We start from the raw sequence: 25,510 nt of genomic DNA, 5'->3' as shown, positions 1-25,510 counted from the left end.
CCGTTCCTGCTGTTCAGGAACGGTTCCCGCTGATTCCAAGGGGTCTCCCCACAGACCTGAGCGCCAGGTTCCGTTACCTGCGCACACACCAGACCCGCGACCCTCAGACGTGGTTGTACGGCGAACCATTACAGTTCGGCACATGGCGAAGAGTCTCGTGATCAAGGTGACCGCAGGTGCCGACGCCCCCGAGCGCTGCTCGCAGGCCTTCACCGTGGCGGCGGTCGCCGTCGCCAGCGGCGTCGAGGTGTCCCTGTGGCTCACCGGAGAGTCGTCGTGGTTCGCGCTGCCGGGCCGCGCCGCGGAGTTCGAGCTGCCGCATGCGGCGCCACTGCCCGATCTGATCGAGACGCTCCTGGCGGCCGGCCGGATCACCCTGTGCACGCAGTGTGCGGCACGGCGCGACATCACCGAGCGGGACGTGATCGACGGCGTGCGGATCGCGGGGGCGCAGGTCTTCGTCAGCGAGGTCACGCCGGACGGCGTGCAGGCGCTCGTTTACTAGAGGCGACAGGTACCGGAAGACGCTCGGGCGCTCGCTCAGTAGCGCTTCTTGCCGTCGAGCTCGTCCCACCACTCGTCGGACTTCGGGTCGCCCGAGGGATCGTCCCACCACCGGTCCTCGGGCCCCCGCCGGTTGGCGATCATCGCCGCGACGGGCGGGATCACCATGGCCACGAGACACATGCCGACGGCGACCGGCATGGACCACAGACGCACGACGGACCAGGCGGACACGAAGAGGAAGATGCATCCGCCCATCAGCAGGAAGTAGCCGCGCCGGCGTCGCGCGTACATACCTCCAGGGTAGGCCCGTTGGGGCCGGAACGGCACGAAGGACCGCACCCCCTCAGCAAGGCGTCCAACCCCTGGGGTGCGGCCCTCCGGCCGGTCGGTCGAGCTGCCGCGTCAGACGGCGATGGCGACCTCGGCCAGTCCGCCCGTCAGGGCGACGACCGTACGGTCCGCCGTCGCGCCGGGCACCAGGGCGCGCAGCGTCCACGTGCCCTCGGCCGCGTAGAAGCGGAACTGTCCGGTCGCCGAGGTCGGGACCTCGGCGGTGAACTCGCCGGTGCTGTCCAGGAGGCGGACGTAACCGGTGACGGGCTCGCCGTTCTTGGTCACCTGGCCCTGGATGGTGGTCTCACCGGGCTTGATCGTCGAGGCGTCGGGGCCGCCGGCCTGCGCTCCACACATATGTCTTCTGTTCCTTCGGGTCGGGAGGTCCGGGGAGGGGGCCGGGAGTTACTTGTTGGCGCCGAGCTCGATCGGCACGCCGACGAGGGAGCCGTACTCGGTCCAGGAGCCGTCGTAGTTCTTGACGTTCGGCTGGCCGAGCAGCTCGTGCAGCACGAACCAGGTCAGCGCGGAGCGCTCACCGATACGGCAGTACGCGATGGTGTCCTTCGACAGGTCGACCTGCTCCTCCTCGTAGAGGGCCTTCAGCTCCTCGTCCGACTTGAAGGTGCCGTCGTCGTTGGCGTTCTTGGACCACGGGATGTTGCGGGCGGTCGGGATGTGGCCGGGGCGCTGCGACTGCTCCTGCGGGAGGTGCGCGGGGGCGAGCAGCTTGCCGCTGAACTCGTCGGGCGAGCGGACGTCGACGAGGTTCAGGTTGCCGATCGCGGCGACCGCGTCGTCACGGAAGGCACGGATCGAGGTGTCCTGCGCCTTGGCCTTGTAGTCGGTCGCGGCGCGCTCCGGCACGGCGTCGACCAGGTCGCGGGAGTCGAGCTCCCACTTCTTGCGGCCGCCGTCGAGGAGCTTGACGTTCTCGTGGCCGTAGAGCTTGAAGTACCAGTAGGCGTAGGACGCGAACCAGTTGTTGTTGCCGCCGTAGAGGACGACCAGGTCGTCGTTGGCGATGCCCTTCGCGGACAGGAGCTTCTCGAAGCCCTCCTGGTCGACGAAGTCACGGCGCACCGGGTCCTGGAGGTCCTGCTTCCAGTCGATGCGGACCGCGTTGCGGATGTGGTTCTTCTCGTACGCCGAGGTGTCCTCGTCGACCTCGACGATGACGACCTTCGGGTCGTCGATGTGGGCCTCGACCCAGTCGGCGTCTACGAGGACGTCGCTGCGGCTCATGTTGTTTCTCCTCCGGGGCAGTGTGCGGCGGGGTGGTGCGCGGTGCTGGTGCTGTGGTGCGTGGACTGCGCGTTACGGGTGCGCGCTCACGTCTCCGGCATCGTGCGGAGGCGGAGAGGCAGGTGCGGTCACGCGGGAGGCGGCCGTCAGAAGGCCTGCGGGATACGGGAGTCGGAGACCCGCTCAGAAGGTGCGACAGAGCATGGCGGCGACGCGACACAGGTCTACTGCCCGCCGCTTCGTGAGATCCGCCTGTCGCTTCATGGGTCCGATCGTAGGGACGTCCCGCCGGACATGCCACCGGCGTGTCGGATACTGAGACGAGATCGTCCGCGATGCGGGACGCAAAGGCCGCCGAGAGCGCCCTGACCGGCTCTCCGGCGGCCGTGTCCCCTCCGCATCTGCGGAGCGGACGCCACCGTCTCACCATCCGGCCCATCGGACCGGACACCAAGGCACCCCGGTCACCCCGGTACCGGGCGCGCAATCACCCGGTGAGCGAAACGCCTGTCCCCGTACCGGAGAACTGCAGACCGTCCTCGGAGGTGGTCACCGTGTTGAGGGCGATGGTCGACGGCAGTCCGTCGATCTTGAGGTCGTAGTCGACGACATCCCTGACCCTGTCCTTCAGACCGGGCAGCGGCAGCGTCGGAAGCGACTCGGCGCGGAGCCGGACGGTGTCGCCGCCCTCGATGGACACCTTGCTGTACGTGGTGAAGATCCGGCCCTTCAGCATTCCCTCGAAGGCCCCGGGCACGTCGATGCCCGCTCCCTCGAGGAGGTCACTCAGCGGACCGGAGACCTTGACCTGACCCTGGCCGGCCCGCTCGGGACCGGCATAGCTCACGGTCGCGCCCTTGGGCGCCGACTTCGTCAGGTCGGCGTACGAGATGCGGGCCGAGCCGGTGGCGCGGCCGGCGGTCGCGGACGAGAAGCTGCTGTCGATGCGTACGTCGCGCAGTTCGGCCCGGACCTCGGTCACCTGGACCGAGTGGCCGTCCGCGCTGGCGGTGATGCCGTCGAGGCTTATGTCGACCTCGTCCAGCGAGGAGCCCAGCACCTGGGTCAGGAACGGGAAGCCCTTGATGGAGACCTCGGGCTGGGCGGCCAGGCCCTGACTGGACTTGATCTTTCCGGCCGCCTCGTCCTCCGCGAAGTTGACCGCGAGGCGGTCGGCTGCGACGAATATCCCGCCGAGCACCACAGCCAGGACCAGCAGTATTCGCAGTGCGCGCATTGCTCTCGTTCCCCCACCCTCTCGGCTCGGGCCCCAGGTCCCGAGCCCCCTGTGCCCGCGAGCCTAACCCGGTCACCTATGCGATGGCCCGGCCGATCAGGTAGACCGCCGGGGCGGCCGCGGCCAGGGGAAGCGCGACCCCGGCCGTCATGTGGACGAACCGGGACGGGTAGTCGTACGCGGCCACGCGCAGCCCGACGAGCGCGCACACACCGGCCCCGAGCCCCAGCAGGGCCCCCTGGGCGCCGATGCCTGTCACGCCACCCGTCGCGATGCCGGATCCGGCGGCGGCGAGCAGCGCGACGACGACCGAGGCGGGCGTGGGCAGCGGCAGGGCACGTGCGAGGGCGGCCACGGCGACCGCCACCGCGCCGACGGTCACCGCGTCGGGCTCCGCCGCCAGATGGCCGGCCGCGACGACGGCGAGGGCGGCCGAGGTCACGGTGGCCGTCAGGCCGTACATGCGCTCGTCCGCGGAGGCCCGGTTGCGCAGCTGCAGTACGAGCGTGAGGAGCACCCACACGCCGAGCGTCCCGATGATGGCGGCCGGCGCGTACTCCTGGGAGACGGAGAGCAGAGCGATGTCCGCGGTCACCCCGCCCGCGAAGGCGAGCGCGATGCCCTGCCGGGCGGGCCACATGCCGTTCAGCCGGAACCAGCCGGCGGCGGTGACGGCCTGCAGGGCCACCAGCGGCAGGACCAGGGCGTACGAACCGAGGGCCGCGGTCCCTGCCAGCAGCAGTCCGAGCACGGCGGTCAGCACGGCCGGCTGCATCCCGGGATCGATGATCGGCGAGCGGCCCTCGGCACGGGCCCGCTGGGCGTCGGTGATCCGGGCGTTGCCCGCGGTGGTGGGGGGCGTGTACGCGGGCCCGCCCGCTGCAGGGCCGGCGGCCGGCGCGGCGGGCTCGGGCGCGACGGCCTCCTGGGCCGGCTCGTACCCCTGGTAGTTCTCGTACTGCTGGTACTGCTGGTACTGCTGGTGGGCCACTGGCGCCGGGGCCTCCGGAGGCAGCGGCTGGGATCCCTGGGACGGCAGGTACGCGGCGTCGGCCGCCGGAGGCGCCGACGGCTGCTGAACGGGCTGGAACTGGGTGTCCCAGGTGTCGCCCTGCCAGGTCTGGGTCGTGTACGGGTCGGGCTGCCCCTGCGGGCCCTGCCCGCCGTACGAGTCGTACGGGTCGTACCCGTGCTGATGCTGCTGATCGTTGCTCATGCTCGCGGTCATCCTCCTGCGAACGGCGGGAGCACCTCGACCGTGCCGCCCTCGGCCAGCCGTACCGTCTCATGGCTGCGCTTCCCCACGGGGTCACCGTCGACGAGGAAGGAGCACCGCAGCAGCACCCGCGCCAGTTCCCCGGGGTGCCGCTCGCGCACCGCGTCGAGCGCCTCGGCGAGCGTCTCGGCGGCGTACGGCTCCTCATGGGTCCCGGCGGCGGCCTTGGCCGCGGCCCAGTAGCGGATGGTTCCCGCTGCCATGGACTCGTTCCTTTCGTCGGCGGGTGTGCCGCCCTCCATGATGGGCTACCCGGCGGGCTGCTCCGGGACCAGCCAGTCCGCGATACGGGCGAGCAGCGCCTCGTCGGCCGCGTTCTCCGCGTGGCCCATGCCCGGCTCCAGCCACAGTTCGGCCGTTCCCGCGGCGGCCGCGGCCAGCATCCGCGGATGGTCGAGCGGGAAATACGGGTCCCGGTCGCCGTGTACGACCAGCAGCGGGGTCGGCGCGATCAGCGGAACCGCCTCCACAGGGGAAAGCGGCACCGGGTCCCACTCGCGGGGGTGGATACGGGTCCGGAAGCCGTACCGGCCGACCGCCCTTCCGACGGGGCGGGTGACCACCCAGTGCAGGCGCCGCATGGGAGCCGTACCACGGTAGTACCAGCGGGCGGGGGCGCTCACCGCGGCGACCGCGTCCGTACGCGCGTCGATGCGCGCTTCGGTGCGCGCCTCCGCGCGCCCCACGAGAGCCTCCCCGTACAGAGCGGCGTGCCGCAGCACCACCGAGCCGCCCATCGAGAAGCCGACGGTGACCACCCGGGAGTGGCCCCACGCACGCGCCCAGCGGACCGCGGCGGCCAGGTCCAGCACTTCGCGGTCGCCGACCGTCGAGCGGCCTCCGGAGCCCCCGTGACCACGGAACGAGAACGTCACCACGGCCGCACGCCGGCCGAACGCCCGCGCCGCCCGGCGTACCGCGGGGCGGTCCACCGAGCCGGTGAAGCCGTGCGCGACCACGATCACGGTGGCCGCCGGACCGGCCTCGGAGGGGTGGTACACGGTCTCGATCGGGACCCTGTCCTCGGTAAGCAGCGTCGCGCGCCGCACGCCTGGAACTGCCGCCCGAGTGATCGAGCCGACAGCTGATCCGCGGAATTGCCCCTCTGCGCCGGAACTCATGTGGGCTATTCTGCTGTGAAGAGGATCCGGGCAATGTTGCCCCCGGGTCCTTTTGTGCTTTCAGTACGTTGAAGAGAGCACGAACACTTGCGGACCCCAGGGCGCGGGGGCCGTACGCGTTCGAAGCAGTGCCACATACGTCCTCGCAGGGACCGAGGAGGAACCGACGTAATGGGCGAGCGAACCGTGCATGACCGTATGACCAGGGCAGGTGGCCGTCGATGAGCTCTCTGCTGCTCCTGACCAATGCCCTCCAGCCGTCGACGGAGGTGCTGCCCGCTCTCGGCCTGCTCCTGCACAACGTGCGCGTGGCCCCCGCCGAGGGGCCGGCTCTGGTCGACACCCCTGGTGCCGACGTGATCCTGGTCGACGGCCGCCGCGACCTCCCGCAGGTCCGGTCGCTGTGCCAGCTGCTGCGGTCCACCGGACCCGGCTGTCCGCTGATCCTCGTCGTCACGGAGGGCGGCCTCGCCGCCGTGACCGCGGACTGGGGCATCGACGACGTACTTCTCGACACCGCCGGGCCCGCAGAGGTGGAGGCGCGGCTGCGGCTCGCGATGGGCCGCCAGCAGATCACCTCCGACGACTCCCCGATGGAGATCCGCAACGGAGACCTCTCCGTGGACGAGGCCACGTACAGCGCGAAGCTCAAGGGCCGGGTCCTGGACCTGACCTTCAAGGAGTTCGAGCTGCTCAAGTACCTCGCGCAGCACCCGGGCCGGGTGTTCACCCGGGCCCAGCTGCTCCAGGAGGTCTGGGGCTACGACTACTTCGGCGGTACGCGGACGGTCGATGTCCATGTACGCCGGCTGCGCGCGAAACTGGGTCCCGAGCACGAGTCGCTGATCGGAACCGTACGGAACGTCGGGTACCGCTTCGTGGCACCGGAGAAGGTCGAACGCGCGGCCGAGGAGGCCCGTACGAAGGCCGCATCGGCCACTGCTTCACCGGCAGCCTCACCCGTCCCTCCGATGGAGGACAGGGCCGGACAGCGCGAACCGGCAGTACGCCCTGCCCAGAGGTAGGTCACCCCGCGTAGACTGCCGCGCGTGGCCAAGGTGACGCGGGATGATGTGGCACGACTGGCGGGGACCTCTACCGCGGTCGTCAGCTACGTCATCAACAACGGACCCAGGCCGGTTGCCCCGGCCACGCGCGAGCGTGTCCTCGCCGCGATCAAGGACCTGGGCTACCGGCCCGACCGGGTCGCCCAGGCCATGGCCTCGCGGCGCACGGACCTCATAGGCATGATCGTCCCTGATGCGCGGCAGCCCTTCTTCGCGGAGATGGCGCACGCGGTCGAACAGGCCGCGGCCGAGCGCGGGAAGATGGTGCTCGTCGGCAACTCCGACTACCGGGACGAGCGCGAGGTCCACTACCTCCGCGCCTTCCTCGGTATGCGCGTCTCCGGGCTGATCCTGGTCAGCCAGGGCCCGAGTGAGCGCGCCGCCGCGGAGATCGAGGCCTGGGACGCACGGGTCGTCCTGCTGCACGAGCGGCCCGAGGCCATCGACGACGTCGCGGTCGTCACCGACGACATCGGTGGCGCCCAGCTGGCCACCCGGCACTTGCTGGAGCACGGCCATCCGTACGTCGCCTGCCTCGGCGGAGTCGAGTCGACCCCGGCGGTGGGTGACCCGGTGGCCGACCATGTCGAAGGCTGGCGCCGCGCCATGCGGGAATCCGGGCGGCCCACCGAGGGCCGCCTCTTTCAGGCCCCGTACAACCGCTATGACGCCTACCGGGTCGCGCTCGACATCCTCGCGGGGCCCGACCGGCCCCCGGCGATCTTCTGCGCCACCGACGACCAGGCGATCGGCGTCCTGCGGGCGGCGCGAGAGCTGCGGATCGACGTTCCGGGCGAGCTGGCCGTGGCCGGGTTCGACGACGTGAAGGAGGCGGGACTCACCGATCCCCCGCTGACCACGATCGCGTCCGACCGCCCTGCGATGGCCCGGGCCGCGGTCGACCTGGTGCTGGACGACGGCCTGCGGGTGATGGGCTCGCGCCGGGAGCGGCTGAAGCAGTTCCCGTCGGCGCTGGTTGTCCGCCGCTCCTGCGGCTGCGCCTGACCTCCGACGGCTTTATATCGGGCATACAGGGTTCTGTCGGGCTTCTCAGCGGGGACTCAGGAAGCTCTCATGAAGCGCCGCGAGAGTCTGTGCATGACCGAGAGCCCCCGCCGCGACGGCGTCGAGCACCCCCCGCAGCAGCCCTCGTACCCGGCGCGCCCCGAGCACGCGCCCGAGTACGCACCGGCGTACGCCCCCGGGCCACCGGCACAGCCCCGCCGGCATCGAGCCAGGCGGCCCGTCGGTCTGCTCGTCGCCGTCGCGATCGCCGCGGCTGCCGTCGGCGGCGGTACGGCCGCGGCCGTACAGGAGCTGGCCGGCCGGCCGGACTCCGGCGTCACCGGGGTCAGCGGTACGAACGTGTCGCAGACCAGCGAGGGAACGGCCGCCGGGGTCGCGCAGGCCGTAGGCCCGAGCATCGTCGAGATCAACGCCACGTCCGGCTCGGGGCAGTCCACCGGCTCGGGCGTGATCATCACGAGCGACGGCGAGATCATCACCAACAACCACGTCATCGCCGGGGCGTCCTCGGTCAAGGTGCGGCTCAGCGACGGCAGGACGTACGACGCCGAGGTCGTCGGCACTGACCCGGGCAAGGATCTCGCCCTCATCAGGATGAAGGGCGCCGAGGGCCTGAAAGCGGCCACCCTCGGCGACTCCGACGACGTCCGCGTGGGTGACGAGGTCGTGGCGATCGGCTCGCCCGAGGGCCTGACCGGCACCGTGACCAGCGGCATCGTCTCCGCACTGGACCGGGATGTCACCGTGGCCAAGGACCAGGACCCGGACCGGCAGCAACAGCAGCAGGGTGGCGACTGGCCGTTCGAGTTCGGTGGCCGGGAGTTCAACGGCGACACCGGATCCTCCAAGACCACGTACAAGGCCATCCAGACCGACGCCTCGCTCAACCCCGGCAACTCCGGCGGCGCCCTGATCAACATGAACGGCGAGATCATCGGCGTCAACTCGGCCATGTACTCGCCGAGTTCGGCCGGCGGCTCGACCGCGGGCAGCGTCGGCCTCGGCTTCGCGATCCCCGTGAACACGGTCAAGGCGGACCTGGACGCCCTCCGCGACGGCTCCAGCACCTGATCTCCCGCCTCCGTGCGAGGCTGAGAGCGAGCCCGCCGCCCGCCCGTACGACCCACGAGGAAGCCACCATGAGCTCCGCCGAGCGCATCCTGATCGTCGACGACGAGCCCGCCGTGCGGGAGGCCCTGCAGCGCAGCCTCGCCTTCGAGGGCTACGGGACCGAGGTCGCCGCCGACGGTCTGGACGCGCTGGAGAGGGCCGCCGCGTACGAGCCGGACCTGATCGTCCTGGACATCCAGATGCCCCGGATGGACGGCCTGACCGCGGCCCGCCGGCTGCGCGCCGCCGGGTCCACCACGCCGGTGCTGATGCTCACCGCGCGCGACACGGTCGGTGACCGGGTCACCGGTCTGGACGCCGGCGCGGACGACTACCTGGTGAAGCCGTTCGAGCTGGACGAGCTGTTCGCGCGGATCAGGGCCCTGCTGCGGCGAAGCTCGTACGCCGCCTCGGTCACCGACCAGCCGCCGGGCGACGTGCTGACCTTCGCCGACCTGCGGATGGACCTGGCCACCCGCGAGGTCACCCGGGGCGGACGGCAGGTGGAGCTGACCCGGACCGAGTTCACGCTGCTGGAGATGTTCCTGGCGCATCCCCGCCAGGTGCTCACGCGCGAGCAGATCCTGAAGGCGGTGTGGGGCTTCGACTTCGAGCCGAGCTCCAACTCACTGGACGTGTACGTGATGTACCTGCGCCGCAAGACGGAGGCGGGCGGCGAGCCGCGCCTGGTGCACACCGTGCGGGGCGTCGGGTACACCCTGCGGGCGGGCGGCGGCGAGTGAGAGGCCCTGTCCGCCGGTTCCGCGCGCTTCCGATCCGGTCCAGACTCGCGCTGCTGGTCGCCACGGCGGTCGCGGTGGCGGTGGCCGCCTCGGCTCTGGCGTGCTGGTTCGTGGTGCGCAGCACGCTGACGGACTCACTGGACCACACGCTGCAGACCAACCGGGTCGACGGCGGACGGGTGCTCGCCGAGGTCAGGGCCGGCAACTGCACGGCGGAACCGCCGGCCGCCCAGAACATCGCGAACCCGTTCAAGCTGACCATCGAGGTCGTCGACGCCAAGGGCGGAAGCTGCACCCTGGTGGGTTCCCAGAAGCTCGTCGTCACGCAGGACGACATCGCCGTGGCGGACGGCAGCTCACCGGAAGTGCTGCACAACACCACGGCCGAGGACGGGGTCGAGTACCGCGTGCTGGTCTCTCCGCTGCCCGGCCCCGGCGGCGGCGCCGTTCTGGTGGCCCGGCCGCTGTCCGAGGTGACCGACCCGCTCGGCACCCTGGCCATCGTGCTGGCGATCGTCGCCGGAGTGGGCGCGCTCGGCGCCGGCGCGGCCGGGCTCTGGGTCGCACGCACCGGGCTCAGGCCGGTCGACGAGCTGACCGGCGCAGTCGAGCACGTGGCCAGGACCGAGGATCTGACCGTCCGGATTCCCGTCGAGGGTGAGGACGAGATCGCCCGGCTGTCCCGGTCCTTCAACTCCATGACCGCCGCCCTCGCCTCCTCCCGCGACCGCCAGGCGCAGCTGATCGCGGACGCCGGGCACGAGCTGCGGACCCCGCTGACGTCCCTGCGTACGAACATCGAGCTCCTCGCGCGCAGCGAGGAGACGGGCCGGGCCATCCCGGCCGGGGACCGCAGGGCACTGATGGCGTCCGTCAAGGCGCAGATGACCGAGCTGGCCTCCCTTATCGGTGATCTTCAGGAACTCGCCCGGCCGGACGCCGCGGGGCCCGGTCCCCTCAAGGTCGTCGCGCTGCACGACATCGCGCGGGCCGCACTGGAGCGCGCCCGGCTGCGCGGGCCGGAGCTGACGGTCGCAGCGGACCTGCGGCCCTGGTACGTGCGGGCCGAGCCGGCCGCCCTGGAACGGGCCGTCGTCAACGTCCTGGACAACGCGGTCAAGTTCAGCCCGCCGGGCGGCACGGTCGAGGTCGCCCTGCACGGCGGTGAGCTGTCGGTGCGCGACCACGGCCCCGGCATCCCGGCCGAGGAGCTGCCACACGTCTTCGAGCGGTTCTGGCGCTCGCCGTCCGCCCGCGCACTGCCCGGCTCGGGCCTCGGTCTGTCCATCGTCGCCCGTACGGTCCAGCAGGCGGGCGGCTCGGTCGCCCTGCACCCGGCGAACGGCGGCGGCACGCGGGCTGTGATCATCCTCCCCGGTGCGCCCGAGCCGCCACCGGAACCGCCGCCCGGGCCGGAGGCGGAGCCGTCAGCCGTTGTGCCGGATGAGGGATTCCACCAGCCCTGAGCGGGTGCTGGGGAAGTCCATCGGGACGATGCCCAGGCCCTTCCAGCCGGCGGCCGTGCCGTCGAGGAAGCCGTGCACCCTGGGGTTCAGGCGGTCGGAGTTCCAGCGGGGCGGCAGCAGCGCGGATGTACTGACGTAGTTGATGAACAGCCTGCCGGGCTGCTCCGCGGCCTTGCGGAAGTGCGCTTCGATCTTCGGATACTTGGCGCCGGGCTCGGCCATGTAGTCGTCCTGGATGTCGAACAGGGCGCCGTCGCCGTACCGCAGCCCCGGCAGTCCGCCGTTGTCGCCGAGCAGGACGACCCTGCCGCGGGCCTGGCCCAGCGTCGGCAGGCCCGCGTCGATGCGGAACAGCGACCGCCAGCCCTTGCCGTCCAGGTAGAGGTCGAAGATCCGGCGGAACTCGGTGTCCGCGGCCTCCGAGTACTCCTGCTTGACCCGCATCAGGACCGTCTCGGAGGGATGCGCGGCCAGGAAGTCGCGGCAGGCGACGAGGACATCGCCGAACATCAGGTTCTGGTAGTACGCGCCGTGGTGGATGGCGAAGGAGTCGCCGGTGATCCGGCACCGGACGTCCAGGAATCGGATGCCGCTGTTCAGCTGGTCGGCGACGGAGATGCTCTGGCACGCCACCCAGGGCCCGCCGACCCGTGCGCCCGAGTCATGGGTGCCGGGGATGGTCAGCCGCTGTACGGGGGTCGCGTCGCCGTGGCCGGCCATCCAGTCCTGTACGGAGAGGGTGCGCGGCGGGGCCGCTACGGCGGTCCGTACGCCGAGCAGGGCGGTGGCGGAGACCGCCACCGCTCCCGTCAGAAAGCTCCGCCGGTCCACGCTCATGTGCCGTCCCCTCGGTAGGCCGTCGGGGTCGTCGGTGGTCGGCCGCCCGATCGGCCCTCGGATTATGACGTGTACAGGTCATGTTCGAAAGGACCGCGTGGGGAGATTCCTGTCGTGAGGTTCGTATCCGGGTTTCGCGGCGGGAAGGCCCGCGACGGGAGATTCGCGACGCACAGCGGGGCGGCAGGCACACCATGCCCACCGCCCCGCTGCGGTACGTCCCGCTGGTCAACGACTACTTGACGACCGTGATCCGGTCGGCGGCGGGCGGCGCGATCGGCGAAGACGCCGTCGAGTGCGCCGCCAGGTAGGCGTTGAAGAGATCCAGGTCGGACGCGCCGACCAGCTTGTTCTTGTGCTCCTTCAGGACGGGGAAGCCGTCACCGCCACCCGCCAGGAACTCGTTCATCGCGACGCGGTAGGTCTTGGCCGGGTCGATCGCGACGCCGTCCAGCTTGACCGAGTCGACCACGATCCGGGCAGCGCCCGCCTTGGTGAGGTCCAGCGTGTAGGTGAAGCCCTTCGAAACCTGAAGGATCTTCGGCGAGGCCTCGTTCGGGCCGCTGACCTGCTGCTGCAGCGTGGTGATCAGCTGAGCGCCGGTCAGGTCCACGACGTTCATCATGTTGGTGAACGGCTGCACGGTGAACGCCTCGCCGTACGTCACCACCCCGTCGCCCTCGCTGCCGCTCGCCTTGAAGACCAGGTCCGAGCGGATGCCGCCCGGGTTCATCAGGGCGAGCTGCGCGCCGCCCTTGTCGGCCGGCGCCAGGCCTTCCAGCTGCGCGTCCGCGATCAGGTCACCCAGCGGCTTCTCGGGAGCGGTCGAGCCACGCCCGTTGATATCGGCGGAGATGAAGCCCTGCGGCTTGTTGGCGATCGGCGCGGCCAGCTTGTTCCAGCGCTCGATGAGCGAGGTCATGTCCGCGGCCTTCTCCTGGTCGCGGGTGACGACGTGGTTCGCCGACTTCACGGACGTACGGACGATGTCCTTGGTGCGGCGGTCGTACGTGAGCGTGGTGTCCGTGTAGAGCTTGCCGTACGAGGATGCCGAGGTGACCATGCGCGGCTTGCCGGACGGGTCCGGGACCGTGCACACGTACGCCTGGTGGGTGTGGCCGGTGACCAGCGCGTCCACATTCGGAGTGATGCCCTTGGCGATGTCCACGATCGGGCCGGAGATGCCGTCACCCGCACCCGGGGAGTCGCAGTCGTAGTTGTACGCCGTCGAAGCGGGCGAGCCGCCCTCGTGGATCAGCGCCACGATGGACTTGACGCCCATGCGGTCGAGCTTCTTGGCGTACTTGTTGACGGTCTCGATCTCGTCGTGGAACTTCAGGCCCTTGACGCCGTTGGCCGTGACGATGTCCGGAGTGCCCTCGAGGGTCACCCCGATGAATCCGATCTTGACGCCGTTCTTCTTCCAGACCGTGTACGGCTCCAGGATCGGCCGGCCGGTCTTCTCCTTCGTCACATTCGCGGCGAGGTACGGGAAGTCGGCTCCCCGGAACTTCTTGCCCTCCTCGAAGCAGCCCTCGACCGGGTGACAGCCGCCGTTCTGCAGACGGGCCAGCTCGACCGCGCCCTCGTCGAACTCGTGGTTGCCCACGGCCGATACGTCGAGCTTCAGCTTGTTGAGCGCCTCGATGGTCGGCTCGTCGTGGAAGAGCCCCGAGAGCAGCGGGCTCGCGCCGACCATGTCGCCGCCGGCCGCGGTGACGGAGTACGGCCGGCCCTCGCGCGCCTTGCGCAGCGAGGTTGCCAGGTACTCCACTCCACCGGCCGGTATCACCTTGCTCGTACCGTCGGCCTGCTTCTCGGTGACCGTCCCGGCCGAGCCGGCCGGCGGCTCCAGATTGCCGTGCAGGTCGTTGAACGACAGCAGCTGCACGTCGACGGTCCGCGACGGCTTGTGGTGGTATCCCCCGCCTTGGCGGTCACCACTGTCGGCCCCTGCCGGAAGAGCGGCGGCGGCCAGGGCGCCTGCCGTGGCTGCGACCGCCACGGCGCCGAGGGTCAACCGGCGCGTTCTGCTGGGCCGTTGTGGTGTCGCTGACATCAGTTCCCCTTTGCGGACAGCGAGACAACTGTGAAATTGCTTGCGCAGCCTACGGTCAACGCGCGTAGCGCGACAGGGGGTCAGGGTTACGAGCAGGTTGCGGGAAAGGGGTGCGGCACACGCCCTGGGCCGGGCCTGTCTCGCCGTAGGCTCGTACTCATGACTGACGCAGCAGCAGCTCTGGAGCCCGGCCGGCAGATCCAGACCCTCGACGAGCTCACCGCCGAACAGGCACAAGCGGTCCTGGACCTGCTGGCCGAGGCCGCACACAGCGACGGCATGCAGGCCGTCTCCGAGCAGGGCAGGCTCCAGCTCCGCGCAGGCAGGCGGGAAGGCGTACGGCACTTCCTGCTCACCGAACACGGCAGGCTGGCGGGGTACGCGCAGCTGGAGGACACCGACCCGGTGGAAGCCCCGGCCGCCGAGCTGGTCGTCCACCCGTCGTTCCGCGGCCGCGGCCACGGCCGGGCGCTCGGCGCCGCGCTCCTCGCCGCCTCCGGCAAACGTCTCCGGGTCTGGGCGCACGGCGGCAAGTCGGCCGCCCGGCACCTCTCCCAGGTCCTCGGCCTCACCCTCTTCCGCGAACTGCGCCAGCTCCGCCGCCCGTTGAACGACGGCGACCCGATCCCCGAGCCGGTACTGCCGGCCGGCATCACCGTCCGTACCTTCGTCCCGGGCGACGACGACGCGGCCTGGCTCGCCGTGAACGCCGCCGCGTTCGCGCACCACCCCGAACAGGGCTCGCTCACCCAGCGCGATCTCGACGACCGCAAGGCGGAGCCCTGGTTCGACCCGAAGGGCTTCTTCCTGGCCGAGCGTGGAGGCGAGATCGTCGGCTTCCACTGGACGAAGGTCCACGCCACGGAACAGCTCGGCGAGGTCTACGTCCTCGGTATCAGTCCGGGCGTCCAGGGCGGCGGCCTCGGCAAGGCCCTCACCTCGATCGGCCTGCGTCACCTGGCGGCCCAGGGCCTGCCGGCGGCGATGCTCTACGTCGACGCGGACAATGCGGGGGCACTGAAGGTGTACGAACGCCTCGGCTTCGTCACCCACGAGACGGACCTGATGTACCGCACGGAGTCCTGACCGGGGCTCCTGAAACGGGTCCGAAGGGGCCTGCGCACCGGGTCTCCCTTCCGCGGCGGGACGGGGCACCGCAGCCTGCACGTCATGTCGCCGTTACCGGCCATTCAGACACGCTTGCGAACCTCGGTGAATGCAGCCCGCTGTCACCCCACCCAACGGGAGCTTTCACCTCACCCCGGCCGCTTCCGGCGCGCCTGTACTCCCCCGCGCGCGGAACAATGGACTTATGAGCCAGCAGCCCAGCGCCGAGGTCCCGGTCCAGCACCCCCAGCCGTCAGTCGGCTCCATAGCCGCGCACCGCCCCCATACGGTCGCCGCGGTCGTGTCCGACCTGGAACCGGACCTCGATGCCGACCTGGACGGGTACGAAGAGGCCGACAACGATGGCGAGGAACTCCCCCAGGGCCGTTTCCTGGACCGGGAGCGCAGCTGGCTGGCGTTCAACGAACGCGTTCTCGAACTGGCCGAGGACCCGGCGACCCCTCTCCTGGAACGGGCGAACTTCCTCGCGATCTTCGCCAGCAACCTGGACGAGTTCTTCATGGTCCGGGTGGCCGGCCTGAAGCGCCGCATCGCCACCGGCGTCGCCACCCGCTCCGCGTCCGGCCTGCAGCCCCGCGAGGTGCTGGACCTCATCTGGACCCGGTCCCGCGAGCTCATGGCCCGGCACGCCGCCTGCTTCCAGCAGGACGTCGCCCCGGCGCTGGCCGAGGACGGCGTCCACCTCATCCGCTGGCCGGAGCTGACCGAGAAGGAGCAGGCGCGCCTCTTCACGCTCTTCCGCCAGCAGATCTTTCCCGTCCTGACCCCGCTGGCCGTCGACCCCGCGCACCCCTTCCCGTACATCTCGGGCCTCTCGCTGAACCTCGCCGTGGTCGTCCGGAACCCGGTCAGCGGCCACCGGCACTTCGCCCGGGTCAAGGTGCCGCCGCTGCTGTCCCGCTTCCTGGAGGCCTCGCCGCAGCGGTACGTCCCGCTGGAGGACGTCATCGCGGCGCACCTGGAGGAGCTCTTCCCCGGGATGGAGGTTCTGGCGACCCACATGTTCCGGGTGACCCGGAACGAGGACCTGGAGGTCGAGGAGGACGACGCCGAGAACCTCCTCCAGGCTCTCGAGAAGGAGCTCATGCGGCGCCGCTTCGGCCCGCCCGTCCGCCTCGAGGTCGAGGAGTCCATCGACCCGGGTGTACTGGACCTCCTCGTCCAGGAGCTGAAGGTCTCCGCCGCCGAGGTCTACCCGCTGCCCGGTCCGCTGGACCTCACCGGCCTCTTCGGCATCTCCTCGCTGGACCGGCCCGAGCTGAAGTACCCCAAGTTCGTGGCCGGCACCCACCGCGACCTCGCGGAGGTGGAGTCCGCGTCGGCGCCCGACATCTTCGCCGCGCTGCGCGAGCGGGACGTCCTGCTGCACCACCCGTACGACTCCTTCTCGACCTCCGTCCAGGCCTTCCTGGAGCAGGCCGCAAGCGATCCTGACGTCCTGGCGATCAAGCAGACGCTGTACCGGACCTCGGGCGACTCGCCCATCGTGGACGCCCTGATAGACGCCGCGGAGTCCGGCAAGCAGGTCCTCGTCCTCGTCGAGATCAAGGCCCGTTTCGACGAGCAGGCCAACATCAAGTGGGCGCGAAAGCTGGAGGAGGCCGGCTGCCACGTCGTGTACGGACTGGTCGGCCTGAAGACGCACTGCAAGCTGTCCCTGGTGGTCCGCCAGGAGGGCGACACCCTCCGCCGCTACTCGCACGTCGGCACCGGCAACTACCACCCCAAGACGGCCAGGCTGTACGAGGACCTCGGCCTGCTCACCGCGGACCCGCAGGTAGGCGCGGACCTCTCCGACCTCTTCAACCGGCTCTCCGGCTACTCCCGCCGCGAGACCTACCGGCGTCTGCTGGTGGCCCCCAAGTCCCTCCGGGACGGGCTGATATCGCGGATCAACAAAGAGGCGCAGCACCACCGCGCGGGCCGCCCCGCGTACGTACGCATCAAGGTCAACTCGATGGTCGACGAGGCCGTCATCGACGCGCTCTACCGCGCCTCGCAGGCCGGCGTCCCCGTCGATGTCTGGGTCCGCGGCATCTGCGCGCTGCGGCCGGGCGTGACCGGCCTCTCGGAGAACATCCGGGTCCGGTCCGTCCTCGGCCGCTTCCTCGAGCACTCGCGGGTCTTCGCCTTCGGCAACGGCGGCGAGCCCGAGATCTGGTTCGGCAGCGCCGACATGATGCACCGCAACCTCGACCGCCGGATCGAGGCACTGGTCCGGGTCACCGACCCGGCCCACCGCGCGGCACTCGACCGGATGCTGGAAACGGGCATGTCCGACTCCACGGCGTCCTGGCACCTCGGTCCGGACGGCAACTGGACCCGGCACGGCACGGACGCGGACGGTCATCCGCTGCGGCATGTACAGGAGATGCTCATAGACGCCCGGAGGCGCCGGCGTGGCTCAGCAACACCATGACTCCACCGCAGGTGACGCACTTACGGAATACCTGCAGAGCCAGGCCACGGAGTTCCTCCGCAGCCTGCGCATGCACGGCGAGAGCGGAGTGGCCGCGGCGGAGGCCTCGGACGCGGCGCGCGCGCTGCGCCGCGCCGCCCGCCGTATCAGCGGCACCCTGCACACCTTCCGTCCGCTGACGGACCAGGCCTGGGCGGACGGCCTCCGTACGGAGCTCGCCTGGCTCTCCGGCACCCTGGCACTCGAGCACGCCTGCTCCTCCCGGCTGGACCGGCTCCTCGACGCGCTGCACCGCCTCTCGGGCGCCCAGCTGCCCACCGCCCGCACCGAGCCGGACGCAGCCGGAACCGTCGCGAAGCCCGGCGCACTCACCGTGGGGGCGGCCCGCGCGGGGGCGCTGCTGGAGCGCCAGCTCACCCTGGCGCGGACCCGAGCGCACTCGGCGGCCCTTCAGGCCCTGGGCTCCTCCCGGTTCCATGCGGTCGCCGACGCCGTGGCCGTGCTGGCCTCGGACGTACCCCTCGCCCCGGCGGAGGCCGCCCACGAGTGCGACGCCCTGCTTCCGCTCGCCGCCAGGGTCGAGGCGCGCCTCGCGGAGGCGGTGGCCGCGCTGCCCCTGGGCCGCGCCGCGCACCCGTACAACGCCGAGGCGCTCGTCCACGGCCTCGGCTCCGCGCCCGCGAGCGAGCGGCAGGACGCGCCCTGGCACCAAGTCCGCCTGCTGCTCCGGCTGCACCGTTACGCGCAGGAGGTACTGGGAGCCGACGCCACCCGGCTGGCCGGCGCCAGCGAGACACTCGACCGGCACCGGGACGCGGCCGAGGCGGCTGCCGCCTCCGCGGCGGCGGCCCGCACGCCACGCATCGCCCCGGCCACGGCGTACGCGCTGGGCGTGCTCCACGCGGACCAGCGGCACGAGGTGGAGGCGGCGCGATTCGGGTTCCAGCAGCTCTGGCAGCGGAGCGTGGTGACCGCGACATGAACGGCCGGCCATGACCGATGTGGTGCTCGCCGCCGGCTGCGTGCTGTGGCGTCGCTCGGGCGGGCTGGAGATCTGCCTGGTGCACCGGCCGAAGTACGACGACTGGTCGCACCCCAAAGGCAAACTCAAGCCCGGCGAGACCCCGCTGGCCTGCGCGGTGCGCGAGGTGCTGGAGGAAACTGGTTACGTCTGCCTGCCCGGGGCGCGTCTGCCCACCGTCCGGTACTTCGCCCAGGGCCGCCCCAAGGTGGTGTCGTACTGGGAGGCGGAGGCGGTCTCCGGCGGCTTCGTCCCGAACTCGGAGGTGGACCGGATTCTATGGCTGCCCCCGGCGGCGGCCCGCAACCGCCTCACCCAGCCCCGCGACAAAACCCTGATCGACGCCCTGCCCCACAACCTCCACCACCCCACCTAACCCCCACCACCTCCCCCACCCGCACGAGGACGCCGGGGTGGGGACGACCGAAGTGGGAACGCCCCGGGGTGGGGACAAGCGGGGTGCGGATGCCCCGGGGGTGGGGGGCCGGGGGGACAAGCGGGGCGAGAAAGCGGGGCGGGGATGCCCCGAAGGTGGCGACGTCTCGGGGTGGGGACGTCTCGGGGTGGGGACGTCTCGGGGCGCTCCCCGCAGGGCGGCGAACAAAAACCCGCCGAAGAACCCACCCCGCCGAACGTTCGCCGTCCGAGGAGACGCCCCGGGGCGGCACCGCCCCGGGGCGTCCGCCCCACCCCCGCACCCGCACCCGCACCCCACCCCGCCAGGACCCCCGCACCGGGCTGTCCGCCACGGTTCACCCGCCGTTCACTCACCCCCGTCGGCCGCTTCACCTGTTCTGCCTAATTTCGGCAGTGCACGGTGCGAGCCACGGACGCAAGCTGGTCCCAGCCGCGCAACGACGCATAGAACTCTTCGCACGCCGCCCTGACAGAGACCGGCGGCTCCTGGAAGGAACACCCGAAAGTGAAGCTTCAGCGCAAGAACCGGCTTCGCGCCACCGCGCTCGGCGCCCTCGCCGTCTCCGGCGCCCTGGTCCTCACGGCGTGCGGCTCGGACGACAACAGCGGCACGGGCGGCACGGACGGCGGCAACACCAAGGCCGCCAGCAACATCAAGTGCGACGACGCCAAGGGCCAGCTCCTCGCCGCCGGCTCGTCCGCGCAGAAGAACGCCATGGACCTGTGGGTCAAGAACTTCCAGGCCGCCTGTTCCGGCGTGGAGATCAACTACCAGCCCATCGGCTCCGGTGGCGGTATCACCAAGTTCAACCAGGGCCAGGTCGCCTTCGCCGGTTCCGACTCGGCGCTGAAGGACACCGAGGTCGCCGACTCGAAGAAGATCTGCACGGGCGGCCAGGGCATCAACCTCCCGATGGTCGGCGGCCCGGTCGCGATCGGCTACAACCTGAGCGGCGTGGACAACCTCGTCCTGGACGCCCCCACCCTCGCCAAGATCTTCGACTCGAAGATCAAGAAGTGGGACGACCCGGCTATCGCCAAGCTCAACCCGGGCGTCAAGCTCCCGAGCACCACGATCCAGGCGTTCCACCGCTCCGACGAGTCCGGCACCACGCAGAACCTCGGCAAGTACCTCAGCAAGGCCGCCCCGGCCGAGTGGAAGCACGACCCGAAGTCGAAGTCGTGGCTCGCCGCCGGTGGCCAGGCCGCCAGCGGTTCCTCCGGTGTCGCCGCGGGCGTCAAGGGCACCGACGGCGCGATCGGCTACTTCGAGCTGTCCTACGCCACCGCCAGCAAGCTGAACGCCGTCAAGATCGACACCGGCGCCTCCGCCCCGGTCGAGGCCAACTCGGAGAACGCCTCCAAGGCGATCGCCGCCGCCAAGGTCAAGGGCACGGGCAAGGACCTCGCCCTGGAGCTCGACTACGCCACCAAGGCCGAGGGTGCCTACCCGATCGTCCTGGTGACGTACGAGATCGCCTGCGACAAGGGCAACAAGGCCGAGACGCTGCCCGCCGTCAAGGCGTTCCTGAACTACGCCATCAGCGACGAGGGCCAGAAGATCCTGTCGGACGCCGGCTACGCGCCGATCCCGGCCGAGATCGCGGCCAAGGTCCGCGAGGTCGTTCCCACCCTGTCCTGACCCCCGACCGCGGCCGGCCCCGTAACCCGAGGCCGGCCGCGCCTTCCGGTGCACCGCCGCCAGGAGCCTCCAAGGCTCCGCAGACCGGAGAAAACCGATGGATATAGCAACACAGACCAATGGAGCCCCGCCGCCGGCGGAGCCGCTCGATAAGCGCACGAGCCGGGGGGCCACCCGCCCCGGCGACCGGATCTTCCTGGGCCTGTCCCGGGGGTCCGGCATCACCCTGCTGGTGATCATGGCCGCCATCGCGGCCTTCCTCACCTACCGGGCAGCCCTCGCCATCTCCAAGGACGAAGGCAACTTCCTCACCACCTCCGAGTGGAACCCGGCCGGCGACCCGCCGGTCTTCGGCATCGCCGTCCTCGCGTACGGCACGGTCGTCAGCTCGGTCATCGCCATGGTGATCGCCGTGCCGGTAGCGATCGGCATCGCGCTCTTCATCTCCCACTACGCGCCGCGCAGGCTGGCCGGTCCGCTCGCGTACGTCGTCGACCTGCTGGCCGCGGTACCGAGCATCATCTACGGCCTCTGGGGCGCCGTCTTCCTGGTCCCGTACCTGGACGGCCTGAACAAGTGGCTGAACGAGTTCCTGGGCTGGACGTACATCTTCGAGCGGACAAGCGAAGGCGTCGCCCGCAACCTGTTCACCGTCGGCATCCTGCTGGCGATCATGATCCTGCCGATCATCACCAACGTCACCCGCGAGGTCTTCCTCCAGTCGCCGAAGGCACACGAAGAGGCCGCGCTGGCCCTCGGTGCCACCCGCTGGGAAGTCATCCGGATGTCGGTCCTGCCCTTCGGCCGCTCGGGCATCATCAGCGCCTCGATGCTGGGTCTGGGCCGCGCGCTCGGCGAGACGATGGCCGTCGCGGTCGTCCTCTCCCCCAGCTTCATCATCTCCGGCCACCTGCTCGACCCGGGCGGCGGCACCTTCGCCCAGAACATCGCCGCGAAGTTCAACGAGGCCGACGAGTTCGGCCGCGACGCCCTGATCGCCTCCGGCCTCGTCCTCTTCGCCATCACTCTGCTGGTCAACGGCGCAGCGCGGTGGATCATCGCCCGCCGCAAGGAGTACTCGGGGGCCAACGCATGAGCCAGACCCTTCAGGACAAGCGCCCCGCCACCCCGGTACGCCCGACGTCCCTCGCCCACGCCCGCCTCCCGCGCTGGGCCCCGGCCGCGATCGCCGTCGGCTCCGTCGCCGCGGGCTGCGGCCTCGGCCTGGCCGCGGGCTGGCACAGCCGGGTCCAGTGGGGCCTGCTGTCGGCCCTGATCTTCGTGATCGCCACCTACGCGATCACCGCCAAGGTCGAGGGCAGCCGCCAGGGCAAGGACCGGGTCGCCACCAGTATCGTCTGGGTCTGCTTCATCCTCGCCGTCATCCCGCTGCTCTCGCTGGCCTGGGTGACGATCACCAAGGGCATGAAGGTCCTCGACCCGTACTTCTTGTCGCACTCGATGAGCGGTCTGCTCGACACGGACGAGGGCGGCGGCGTCTACCACGCGCTGCTCGGCACCCTGGAGCAGGTCGGCATCGCGACCCTGATCGCCGCGCCGATCGGTCTGCTCACCGCGGTGTACCTGGTCGAGTACGGGCGCGGAAAGCTGGCGCAGGCGGTCACCTTCTTCGTCGACGTCATGACGGGCATCCCGTCGATCGTCGCGGGTCTGTTCATCCTCGCCACATGGAATCTGATCCTGGGCTTCGGGCCTTCCGGATTCGCCGGCGCGATGGCCCTCGCCATCCTGATGATGCCGGTGGTGGTCCGCTCCACCGAGGAGATGCTCAAGCTCGTCCCGAACGAGCTGCGCGAGGCCTCCCTCGCCCTGGGCGTCCCCAAGTGGCGCACGATCATCAAGGTGGTCCTCCCGACCGCCATCGGCGGCATCACCACCGGTGTGATGCTGGCGGTGGCGCGTATCACCGGTGAGACCGCCCCGGTTCTGCTGCTCGTCTTCGGCACGAAGCTGATCAACCCGAACCCCTTCGAAGGCGCCCAGTCGTCGCTCCCGCTGTACGTGTACGAGCAGTACGCGGTCGGCACCGACGCCTCCGTCGACCGGGCCTGGGCCGCGGCTCTCGTCCTGATCGCCTTCGTCATGATCCTGAACCTGGTGGCCCGCGGCATAGCCCGCTGGAAGGCCCCGAAGACCGGTCGCTGACCGCGGCCACAAGAAAGTGAAGTGACCTCATGGCCAAGCGAATCGACGTCAGCGGCCTCTCCGCCTACTACGGCAGCCACCTCGCCATCGACGACATCTCCATGACCGTCGAGCCCCGCTCCGTGACCGCCTTCATCGGCCCGTCCGGCTGCGGCAAGTCCACGTTTCTCCGCACCCTCAACCGGATGCACGAGGTCACCCCCGGCGGCCGCGTCGAGGGCAAGGTCCTCCTGGACGACGAGAACCTCTACGGTGCGGGCGTCGACCCGGTCGCCGTGCGCCGTACGGTCGGCATGGTCTTCCAGCGCCCGAACCCGTTCCCCACCATGTCGATCTTCGACAACGTGGCGGCCGGGCTGCGCCTGAACGGCTCGTACAAGAAGAACGAGCTCGCCGAGATCGTCGAGCGGTCCCTCAAGGGCGCCAACCTCTGGAACGAGGTCAAGGACCGCCTGAACAAGCCCGGCTCGGGCCTGTCCGGCGGCCAGCAGCAGCGTCTGTGCATCGCCCGCGCGATCGCGGTCGAGCCGCAGGTCCTGCTGATGGACGAGCCCTGCTCCGCCCTCGACCCGATCTCCACCCTCGCGATCGAGGACCTGATCGGTGAGCTGAAGGAGCGCTTCACGATCGTCATCGTGACGCACAACATGCAGCAGGCGGCCCGCGTCTCAGACCGCACGGCGTTCTTCAACCTCGCGGCGGTCGGCCAGCCCGGCAAGCTCATCGAGCTCGACGACACCGAGCGGATCTTCTCCAACCCGTCGGTTCAGGCGACCGAGGACTACATCTCCGGCCGCTTCGGATAAGCAGCCGGCACAGAGCCGTCCTGCGGTGCTGCATGGCGGTGCCACCGCAAGACGAAGGGCCCGCCCCCTCTCCCAGGGGGCGGGCCCGCTTTCTTTGTCCGGTGCGGTGCCGCGGCCCTCGCCGCTGTGGCTCCGCGAGCCGTCAGCCGAAGGCCAGGTTCACGATCCAGAAGCTCAGCGCCGCGACCATCGCCGCGGCCGGCATCGTGATGAACCAGCCCAGAACGATGTTCTTCGCGACACCCCACCGCACCGCGTTCACCCGCTTCGTCGCTCCTACACCCATGATCGCCGAGGTGATCACGTGGGTCGTCGAGATCGGCGCGTGGAAGATGAACGCCGAGCCGAACATGATCGAGGCGCCGGTCGTCTCGGCCGCGAACCCCTGCGGCGGATCCAGTTCGATGATCTTCCGGCCGAGCGTCCGCATGATGCGCCAGCCACCCGCGTACGTACCGAGCGACAGCATCACCGCACAGGCGACCTTCACCCACACCGGGATGGGGTCGCCCGCATCCTCCACATCCGCGATGACCAGGGCCATCACCACGATGCCCATGGTCTTCTGCGCGTCCTGCAGACCGTGACCGAGGGCCATGCCCGCCGCCGAGACGGTCTGCGCCATCCGGAAGCCGCGCTTGGCCTTGGCCGGATTCGATCTGCGGAACATCCACATGATCGCGACCATCACCAGATAGCCGGCCGCCATGCCCACGAGGGGCGAGAGGAACATCGGGATGACGACCTTCTCGAGCACCCCGGTCCAGATCACCTCTGTACCGCCGGCGAGCGCGGCACCCACCATGCCGCCGAACAGCGCGTGCGAAGAAGAGGACGGCAGTCCGAAGTACCAGGTGATCAGGTTCCAGACGATCGCGCCGACCAGCGCCGCGAAGAGAATGCCCATACCCCGCGCGCCCTGCGGCGTCGCGATCAGTCCTTCACTGACGGTCTTGGCGACCCCCTGCCCGAGGAACGCCCCGGCCAGGTTCATGACCGCGGCCATCGCGAGGGCCGCACGCGGAGTCAGCGCCCGCGTGGACACCGAGGTCGCGATGGCGTTCGCGGAGTCGTGGAAGCCATTGGTGTACGTGAAGCCGAGCGCGACGCCGATGGTCACGATCAGCGCAAAGGTGTCCACGAGATTCAGGACTCCTTGACCGCGATGGTCTCCACCGTGTTCGCGACGTGCTCGAACGCGTCGGCAGCCTCCTCGAGCACATCGACGATCTGCTTGAGCTTGAGCACCTCAATGGCGTCGTACTTGCCGTTGAAGAGAGTGGCGAGGAGCTTGCGGTGGATCTGGTCGGCCTGGTTCTCGAGCCGGTTGACCTCGATCCAGTACTCCGTGAGGTTGTCCATGGTCCGCAGGTGCGGCATGGCCTCGGCGGTCAGCTCGGCCGCCCGCGCCAGCACCTCGATCTGCTGCTCGACACCCTTGGGCAGCTCCTCGACCTGGTACAGCACGACCAGGTCGACGGCCTCCTCCATGAAGTCCATGATGTCGTCGAGCGAAGAAGCGAGGTTGTAGATGTCCTCGCGGTCGAACGGCGTGATGAACGAGGAGTTCAGCTGGTGGAAGATCGCGTGGGTGGCGTCGTCCCCCGCGTGCTCCGCTGCCCGCATGCGCTCCGCGATCTCGGCCCGGGCGGAGGAGTCCGCCCCGAGCAGTTCCATCAGGAGCTTGGAGCCCGTGACGATGTTGTCCGCGGATGCGGCGAACATGTCGTAGAAGCTCGTCTCCCTGGGGGTCAGACGAAATCGCACGTGGGGTCCTCGGGGTGCATTGGATTCGGTCAGGGTGATGCTAGGCGCATCATCCGGCCACGGCTAACCGGCAAGACCTCAGTGTCGCCCATCGGGCACTTCGAGCGGCACGGGCCC

General features: G+C 70.3%; 25 protein-coding genes. 14 read left to right on the top strand and 11 right to left on the bottom strand.

Annotated elements, in window-relative coordinates:
- Positions 1-142 precede the first annotated feature (142 nt).
- Positions 143-505 (top strand): DsrE family protein, encoded by a 363-nt coding sequence (locus AB0M62_RS00215; protein WP_366071796.1) that lies wholly within the window; start codon positions 143-145, stop codon positions 503-505.
- Between the two features lie 35 nt (positions 506-540).
- Here AB0M62_RS00215 and AB0M62_RS00210 read toward each other — a convergent pair whose 3' ends face one another.
- From AB0M62_RS00210 to AB0M62_RS00180, 7 genes are all read right to left on the bottom strand, one after another.
- The gene (locus tag AB0M62_RS00210) at positions 541-798 is read right to left on the bottom strand and encodes a DUF3099 domain-containing protein (protein ID WP_366071795.1); all 258 of its coding nucleotides are present in this window, start codon (positions 796-798) and stop codon (positions 541-543) included.
- Positions 799-909: 111 nt separating this feature from the next.
- On the bottom strand, positions 910-1,197 hold the full coding sequence (locus AB0M62_RS00205; RefSeq protein WP_366071794.1) for a DUF1416 domain-containing protein: 288 nt from the start codon (positions 1,195-1,197) through the stop codon (positions 910-912).
- A gap of 48 nt (positions 1,198-1,245) precedes the next feature.
- Positions 1,246-2,085: a sulfurtransferase gene (locus AB0M62_RS00200; RefSeq protein ID WP_366071793.1), complete on the bottom strand. Its 840-nt coding sequence runs from the start codon at positions 2,083-2,085 to the stop codon at positions 1,246-1,248.
- Between the two features lie 487 nt (positions 2,086-2,572).
- On the bottom strand, positions 2,573-3,322 hold the full coding sequence (locus AB0M62_RS00195; protein ID WP_366071792.1) for a DUF2993 domain-containing protein: 750 nt from the start codon (positions 3,320-3,322) through the stop codon (positions 2,573-2,575).
- Between the two features lie 76 nt (positions 3,323-3,398).
- Complete coding sequence (locus tag AB0M62_RS00190; RefSeq protein ID WP_366071791.1) at positions 3,399-4,538, bottom strand: hypothetical protein; 1,140 nt, start codon at positions 4,536-4,538, stop codon at positions 3,399-3,401.
- Positions 4,539-4,546: 8 nt separating this feature from the next.
- Positions 4,547-4,801: a MoaD/ThiS family protein gene (locus AB0M62_RS00185; protein WP_366071790.1), complete on the bottom strand. Its 255-nt coding sequence runs from the start codon at positions 4,799-4,801 to the stop codon at positions 4,547-4,549.
- A gap of 45 nt (positions 4,802-4,846) precedes the next feature.
- The gene (locus AB0M62_RS00180; RefSeq protein WP_366071789.1) at positions 4,847-5,719 is read right to left on the bottom strand and encodes an alpha/beta hydrolase; all 873 of its coding nucleotides are present in this window, start codon (positions 5,717-5,719) and stop codon (positions 4,847-4,849) included.
- 221 nt (positions 5,720-5,940) lie between these two features.
- Between AB0M62_RS00180 and AB0M62_RS00175 the strand changes: the two genes are divergently transcribed.
- The 5 genes from AB0M62_RS00175 to AB0M62_RS00155 all read left to right on the top strand — a co-directional run bounded on the left by AB0M62_RS00175 (position 5,941) and on the right by AB0M62_RS00155 (position 11,131).
- The gene (locus AB0M62_RS00175; protein WP_366071788.1) at positions 5,941-6,744 is read left to right on the top strand and encodes a response regulator transcription factor; all 804 of its coding nucleotides are present in this window, start codon (positions 5,941-5,943) and stop codon (positions 6,742-6,744) included.
- Positions 6,745-6,768: 24 nt separating this feature from the next.
- Positions 6,769-7,791, top strand: a complete 1,023-nt coding sequence (locus tag AB0M62_RS00170) for a LacI family DNA-binding transcriptional regulator (RefSeq protein WP_366071787.1) — start codon at positions 6,769-6,771, stop codon at positions 7,789-7,791.
- Positions 7,792-7,884: 93 nt separating this feature from the next.
- Positions 7,885-8,883, top strand: coding sequence for a trypsin-like peptidase domain-containing protein (locus AB0M62_RS00165; RefSeq protein WP_366071786.1), 999 nt, complete (start codon positions 7,885-7,887; stop codon positions 8,881-8,883).
- Positions 8,884-8,951: 68 nt separating this feature from the next.
- Positions 8,952-9,665 carry a response regulator transcription factor gene (locus tag AB0M62_RS00160; RefSeq protein WP_366071785.1) on the top strand — a complete coding sequence of 238 codons (714 nt, stop codon included), beginning with the start codon at positions 8,952-8,954 and terminating at the stop codon, positions 9,663-9,665.
- The gene (locus AB0M62_RS00155) at positions 9,662-11,131 is read left to right on the top strand and encodes a HAMP domain-containing sensor histidine kinase (protein ID WP_366071784.1); all 1,470 of its coding nucleotides are present in this window, start codon (positions 9,662-9,664) and stop codon (positions 11,129-11,131) included. Before AB0M62_RS00160 ends, AB0M62_RS00155 begins: the two co-directional genes overlap by 4 nt.
- Here AB0M62_RS00155 and AB0M62_RS00150 read toward each other — a convergent pair.
- Both AB0M62_RS00150 and AB0M62_RS00145 read right to left on the bottom strand, forming a co-directional pair.
- Positions 11,093-11,968: a phosphatidylinositol-specific phospholipase C gene (locus tag AB0M62_RS00150; protein WP_366071783.1), complete on the bottom strand. Its 876-nt coding sequence runs from the start codon at positions 11,966-11,968 to the stop codon at positions 11,093-11,095. The two genes, AB0M62_RS00155 and AB0M62_RS00150, sit on opposite strands and share 39 nt — an antisense overlap.
- Positions 11,969-12,203: 235 nt before the next feature.
- On the bottom strand, positions 12,204-14,027 hold the full coding sequence (locus tag AB0M62_RS00145) for a bifunctional metallophosphatase/5'-nucleotidase (protein ID WP_366071782.1): 1,824 nt from the start codon (positions 14,025-14,027) through the stop codon (positions 12,204-12,206).
- A 159-nt stretch (positions 14,028-14,186) separates the two neighbouring features.
- Here AB0M62_RS00145 and mshD point away from each other — a divergent pair, with 159 nt between their 5' ends.
- The 8 genes from mshD to pstB all read left to right on the top strand — a co-directional run bounded on the left by mshD (position 14,187) and on the right by pstB (position 23,626).
- A complete protein-coding gene (mshD, locus tag AB0M62_RS00140) occupies positions 14,187-15,113 on the top strand; it encodes a mycothiol synthase (RefSeq protein ID WP_366071781.1) in 927 nt (308 codons plus the stop codon).
- 226 nt (positions 15,114-15,339) lie between these two features.
- Positions 15,340-17,574, top strand: a complete 2,235-nt coding sequence (locus tag AB0M62_RS00135; RefSeq protein ID WP_366071780.1) for an RNA degradosome polyphosphate kinase — start codon at positions 15,340-15,342, stop codon at positions 17,572-17,574.
- A complete protein-coding gene (locus AB0M62_RS00130; protein WP_366071779.1) occupies positions 17,555-18,556 on the top strand; it encodes a CHAD domain-containing protein in 1,002 nt (333 codons plus the stop codon). The genes AB0M62_RS00135 and AB0M62_RS00130 overlap by 20 nt, the downstream gene beginning before the upstream one ends.
- Before the next feature lie 10 nt (positions 18,557-18,566).
- Positions 18,567-18,971, top strand: a complete 405-nt coding sequence (locus tag AB0M62_RS00125) for an NUDIX hydrolase (RefSeq protein WP_366071778.1) — start codon at positions 18,567-18,569, stop codon at positions 18,969-18,971.
- Between the two features lie 546 nt (positions 18,972-19,517).
- Entirely contained in the window at positions 19,518-20,654 is a 1,137-nt protein-coding gene (gene pstS / locus AB0M62_RS00120; RefSeq protein WP_366071777.1) for a phosphate ABC transporter substrate-binding protein PstS, read from the top strand.
- A gap of 97 nt (positions 20,655-20,751) precedes the next feature.
- Positions 20,752-21,750 carry a phosphate ABC transporter permease subunit PstC gene (gene pstC / locus AB0M62_RS00115; protein ID WP_366071776.1) on the top strand — a complete coding sequence of 333 codons (999 nt, stop codon included), beginning with the start codon at positions 20,752-20,754 and terminating at the stop codon, positions 21,748-21,750.
- Entirely contained in the window at positions 21,747-22,820 is a 1,074-nt protein-coding gene (gene pstA / locus AB0M62_RS00110; protein WP_366071775.1) for a phosphate ABC transporter permease PstA, read from the top strand. The genes pstC and pstA overlap by 4 nt, the downstream gene beginning before the upstream one ends.
- Before the next feature lie 29 nt (positions 22,821-22,849).
- Positions 22,850-23,626, top strand: a complete 777-nt coding sequence (pstB, locus tag AB0M62_RS00105) for a phosphate ABC transporter ATP-binding protein PstB (protein WP_366071774.1) — start codon at positions 22,850-22,852, stop codon at positions 23,624-23,626.
- Between the two features lie 142 nt (positions 23,627-23,768).
- Here the strand turns inward: pstB and AB0M62_RS00100 are convergent, their stop codons facing one another.
- Both AB0M62_RS00100 and AB0M62_RS00095 read right to left on the bottom strand, forming a co-directional pair.
- Positions 23,769-24,767: an inorganic phosphate transporter gene (locus AB0M62_RS00100; RefSeq protein WP_366071773.1), complete on the bottom strand. Its 999-nt coding sequence runs from the start codon at positions 24,765-24,767 to the stop codon at positions 23,769-23,771.
- Between the two features lie 5 nt (positions 24,768-24,772).
- Positions 24,773-25,393, bottom strand: a complete 621-nt coding sequence (locus tag AB0M62_RS00095) for a DUF47 family protein (protein ID WP_030858724.1) — start codon at positions 25,391-25,393, stop codon at positions 24,773-24,775.
- Positions 25,394-25,510: the final 117 nt, after the last annotated feature.

It is taken from the genome of Streptomyces sp. NPDC051219, from assembly GCF_040682335.1.
Classification (GTDB): domain Bacteria; phylum Actinomycetota; class Actinomycetes; order Streptomycetales; family Streptomycetaceae; genus Streptomyces.
Note: the sequence above shows the minus strand (reverse complement) of the source record. Positions and strands in the feature narration are given on the sequence as shown.

Excerpts from the sequence above, each read along its gene's own strand:
- AB0M62_RS00215 (WP_366071796.1), top strand. The coding sequence starts at position 143 with ATGGCGAAGAGTCTCGTGATCAAGGTGACCGCAGGTGCCGACGCCCCC.
- AB0M62_RS00210 (WP_366071795.1), bottom strand. The coding sequence starts at position 798 with ATGTACGCGCGACGCCGGCGCGGCTACTTCCTGCTGATGGGCGGATGC.
- AB0M62_RS00205 (WP_366071794.1), bottom strand. The coding sequence starts at position 1,197 with ATGTGTGGAGCGCAGGCCGGCGGCCCCGACGCCTCGACGATCAAGCCC.
- AB0M62_RS00200 (WP_366071793.1), bottom strand. The coding sequence starts at position 2,085 with ATGAGCCGCAGCGACGTCCTCGTAGACGCCGACTGGGTCGAGGCCCAC.
- AB0M62_RS00195 (WP_366071792.1), bottom strand. The coding sequence starts at position 3,322 with ATGCGCGCACTGCGAATACTGCTGGTCCTGGCTGTGGTGCTCGGCGGG.
- AB0M62_RS00190 (WP_366071791.1), bottom strand. The coding sequence starts at position 4,538 with ATGAGCAACGATCAGCAGCATCAGCACGGGTACGACCCGTACGACTCG.
- AB0M62_RS00185 (WP_366071790.1), bottom strand. The coding sequence starts at position 4,801 with ATGGCAGCGGGAACCATCCGCTACTGGGCCGCGGCCAAGGCCGCCGCC.
- AB0M62_RS00180 (WP_366071789.1), bottom strand. The coding sequence starts at position 5,719 with ATGAGTTCCGGCGCAGAGGGGCAATTCCGCGGATCAGCTGTCGGCTCG.
- AB0M62_RS00175 (WP_366071788.1), top strand. The coding sequence starts at position 5,941 with ATGAGCTCTCTGCTGCTCCTGACCAATGCCCTCCAGCCGTCGACGGAG.
- AB0M62_RS00165 (WP_366071786.1), top strand. The coding sequence starts at position 7,885 with ATGACCGAGAGCCCCCGCCGCGACGGCGTCGAGCACCCCCCGCAGCAG.
- AB0M62_RS00160 (WP_366071785.1), top strand. The coding sequence starts at position 8,952 with ATGAGCTCCGCCGAGCGCATCCTGATCGTCGACGACGAGCCCGCCGTG.
- AB0M62_RS00150 (WP_366071783.1), bottom strand. The coding sequence starts at position 11,968 with ATGAGCGTGGACCGGCGGAGCTTTCTGACGGGAGCGGTGGCGGTCTCC.
- AB0M62_RS00145 (WP_366071782.1), bottom strand. The coding sequence starts at position 14,027 with ATGTCAGCGACACCACAACGGCCCAGCAGAACGCGCCGGTTGACCCTC.
- mshD (WP_366071781.1), top strand. The coding sequence starts at position 14,187 with ATGACTGACGCAGCAGCAGCTCTGGAGCCCGGCCGGCAGATCCAGACC.
- AB0M62_RS00135 (WP_366071780.1), top strand. The coding sequence starts at position 15,340 with ATGAGCCAGCAGCCCAGCGCCGAGGTCCCGGTCCAGCACCCCCAGCCG.
- AB0M62_RS00125 (WP_366071778.1), top strand. The coding sequence starts at position 18,567 with ATGACCGATGTGGTGCTCGCCGCCGGCTGCGTGCTGTGGCGTCGCTCG.
- pstC (WP_366071776.1), top strand. The coding sequence starts at position 20,752 with ATGGATATAGCAACACAGACCAATGGAGCCCCGCCGCCGGCGGAGCCG.
- pstA (WP_366071775.1), top strand. The coding sequence starts at position 21,747 with ATGAGCCAGACCCTTCAGGACAAGCGCCCCGCCACCCCGGTACGCCCG.
- pstB (WP_366071774.1), top strand. The coding sequence starts at position 22,850 with ATGGCCAAGCGAATCGACGTCAGCGGCCTCTCCGCCTACTACGGCAGC.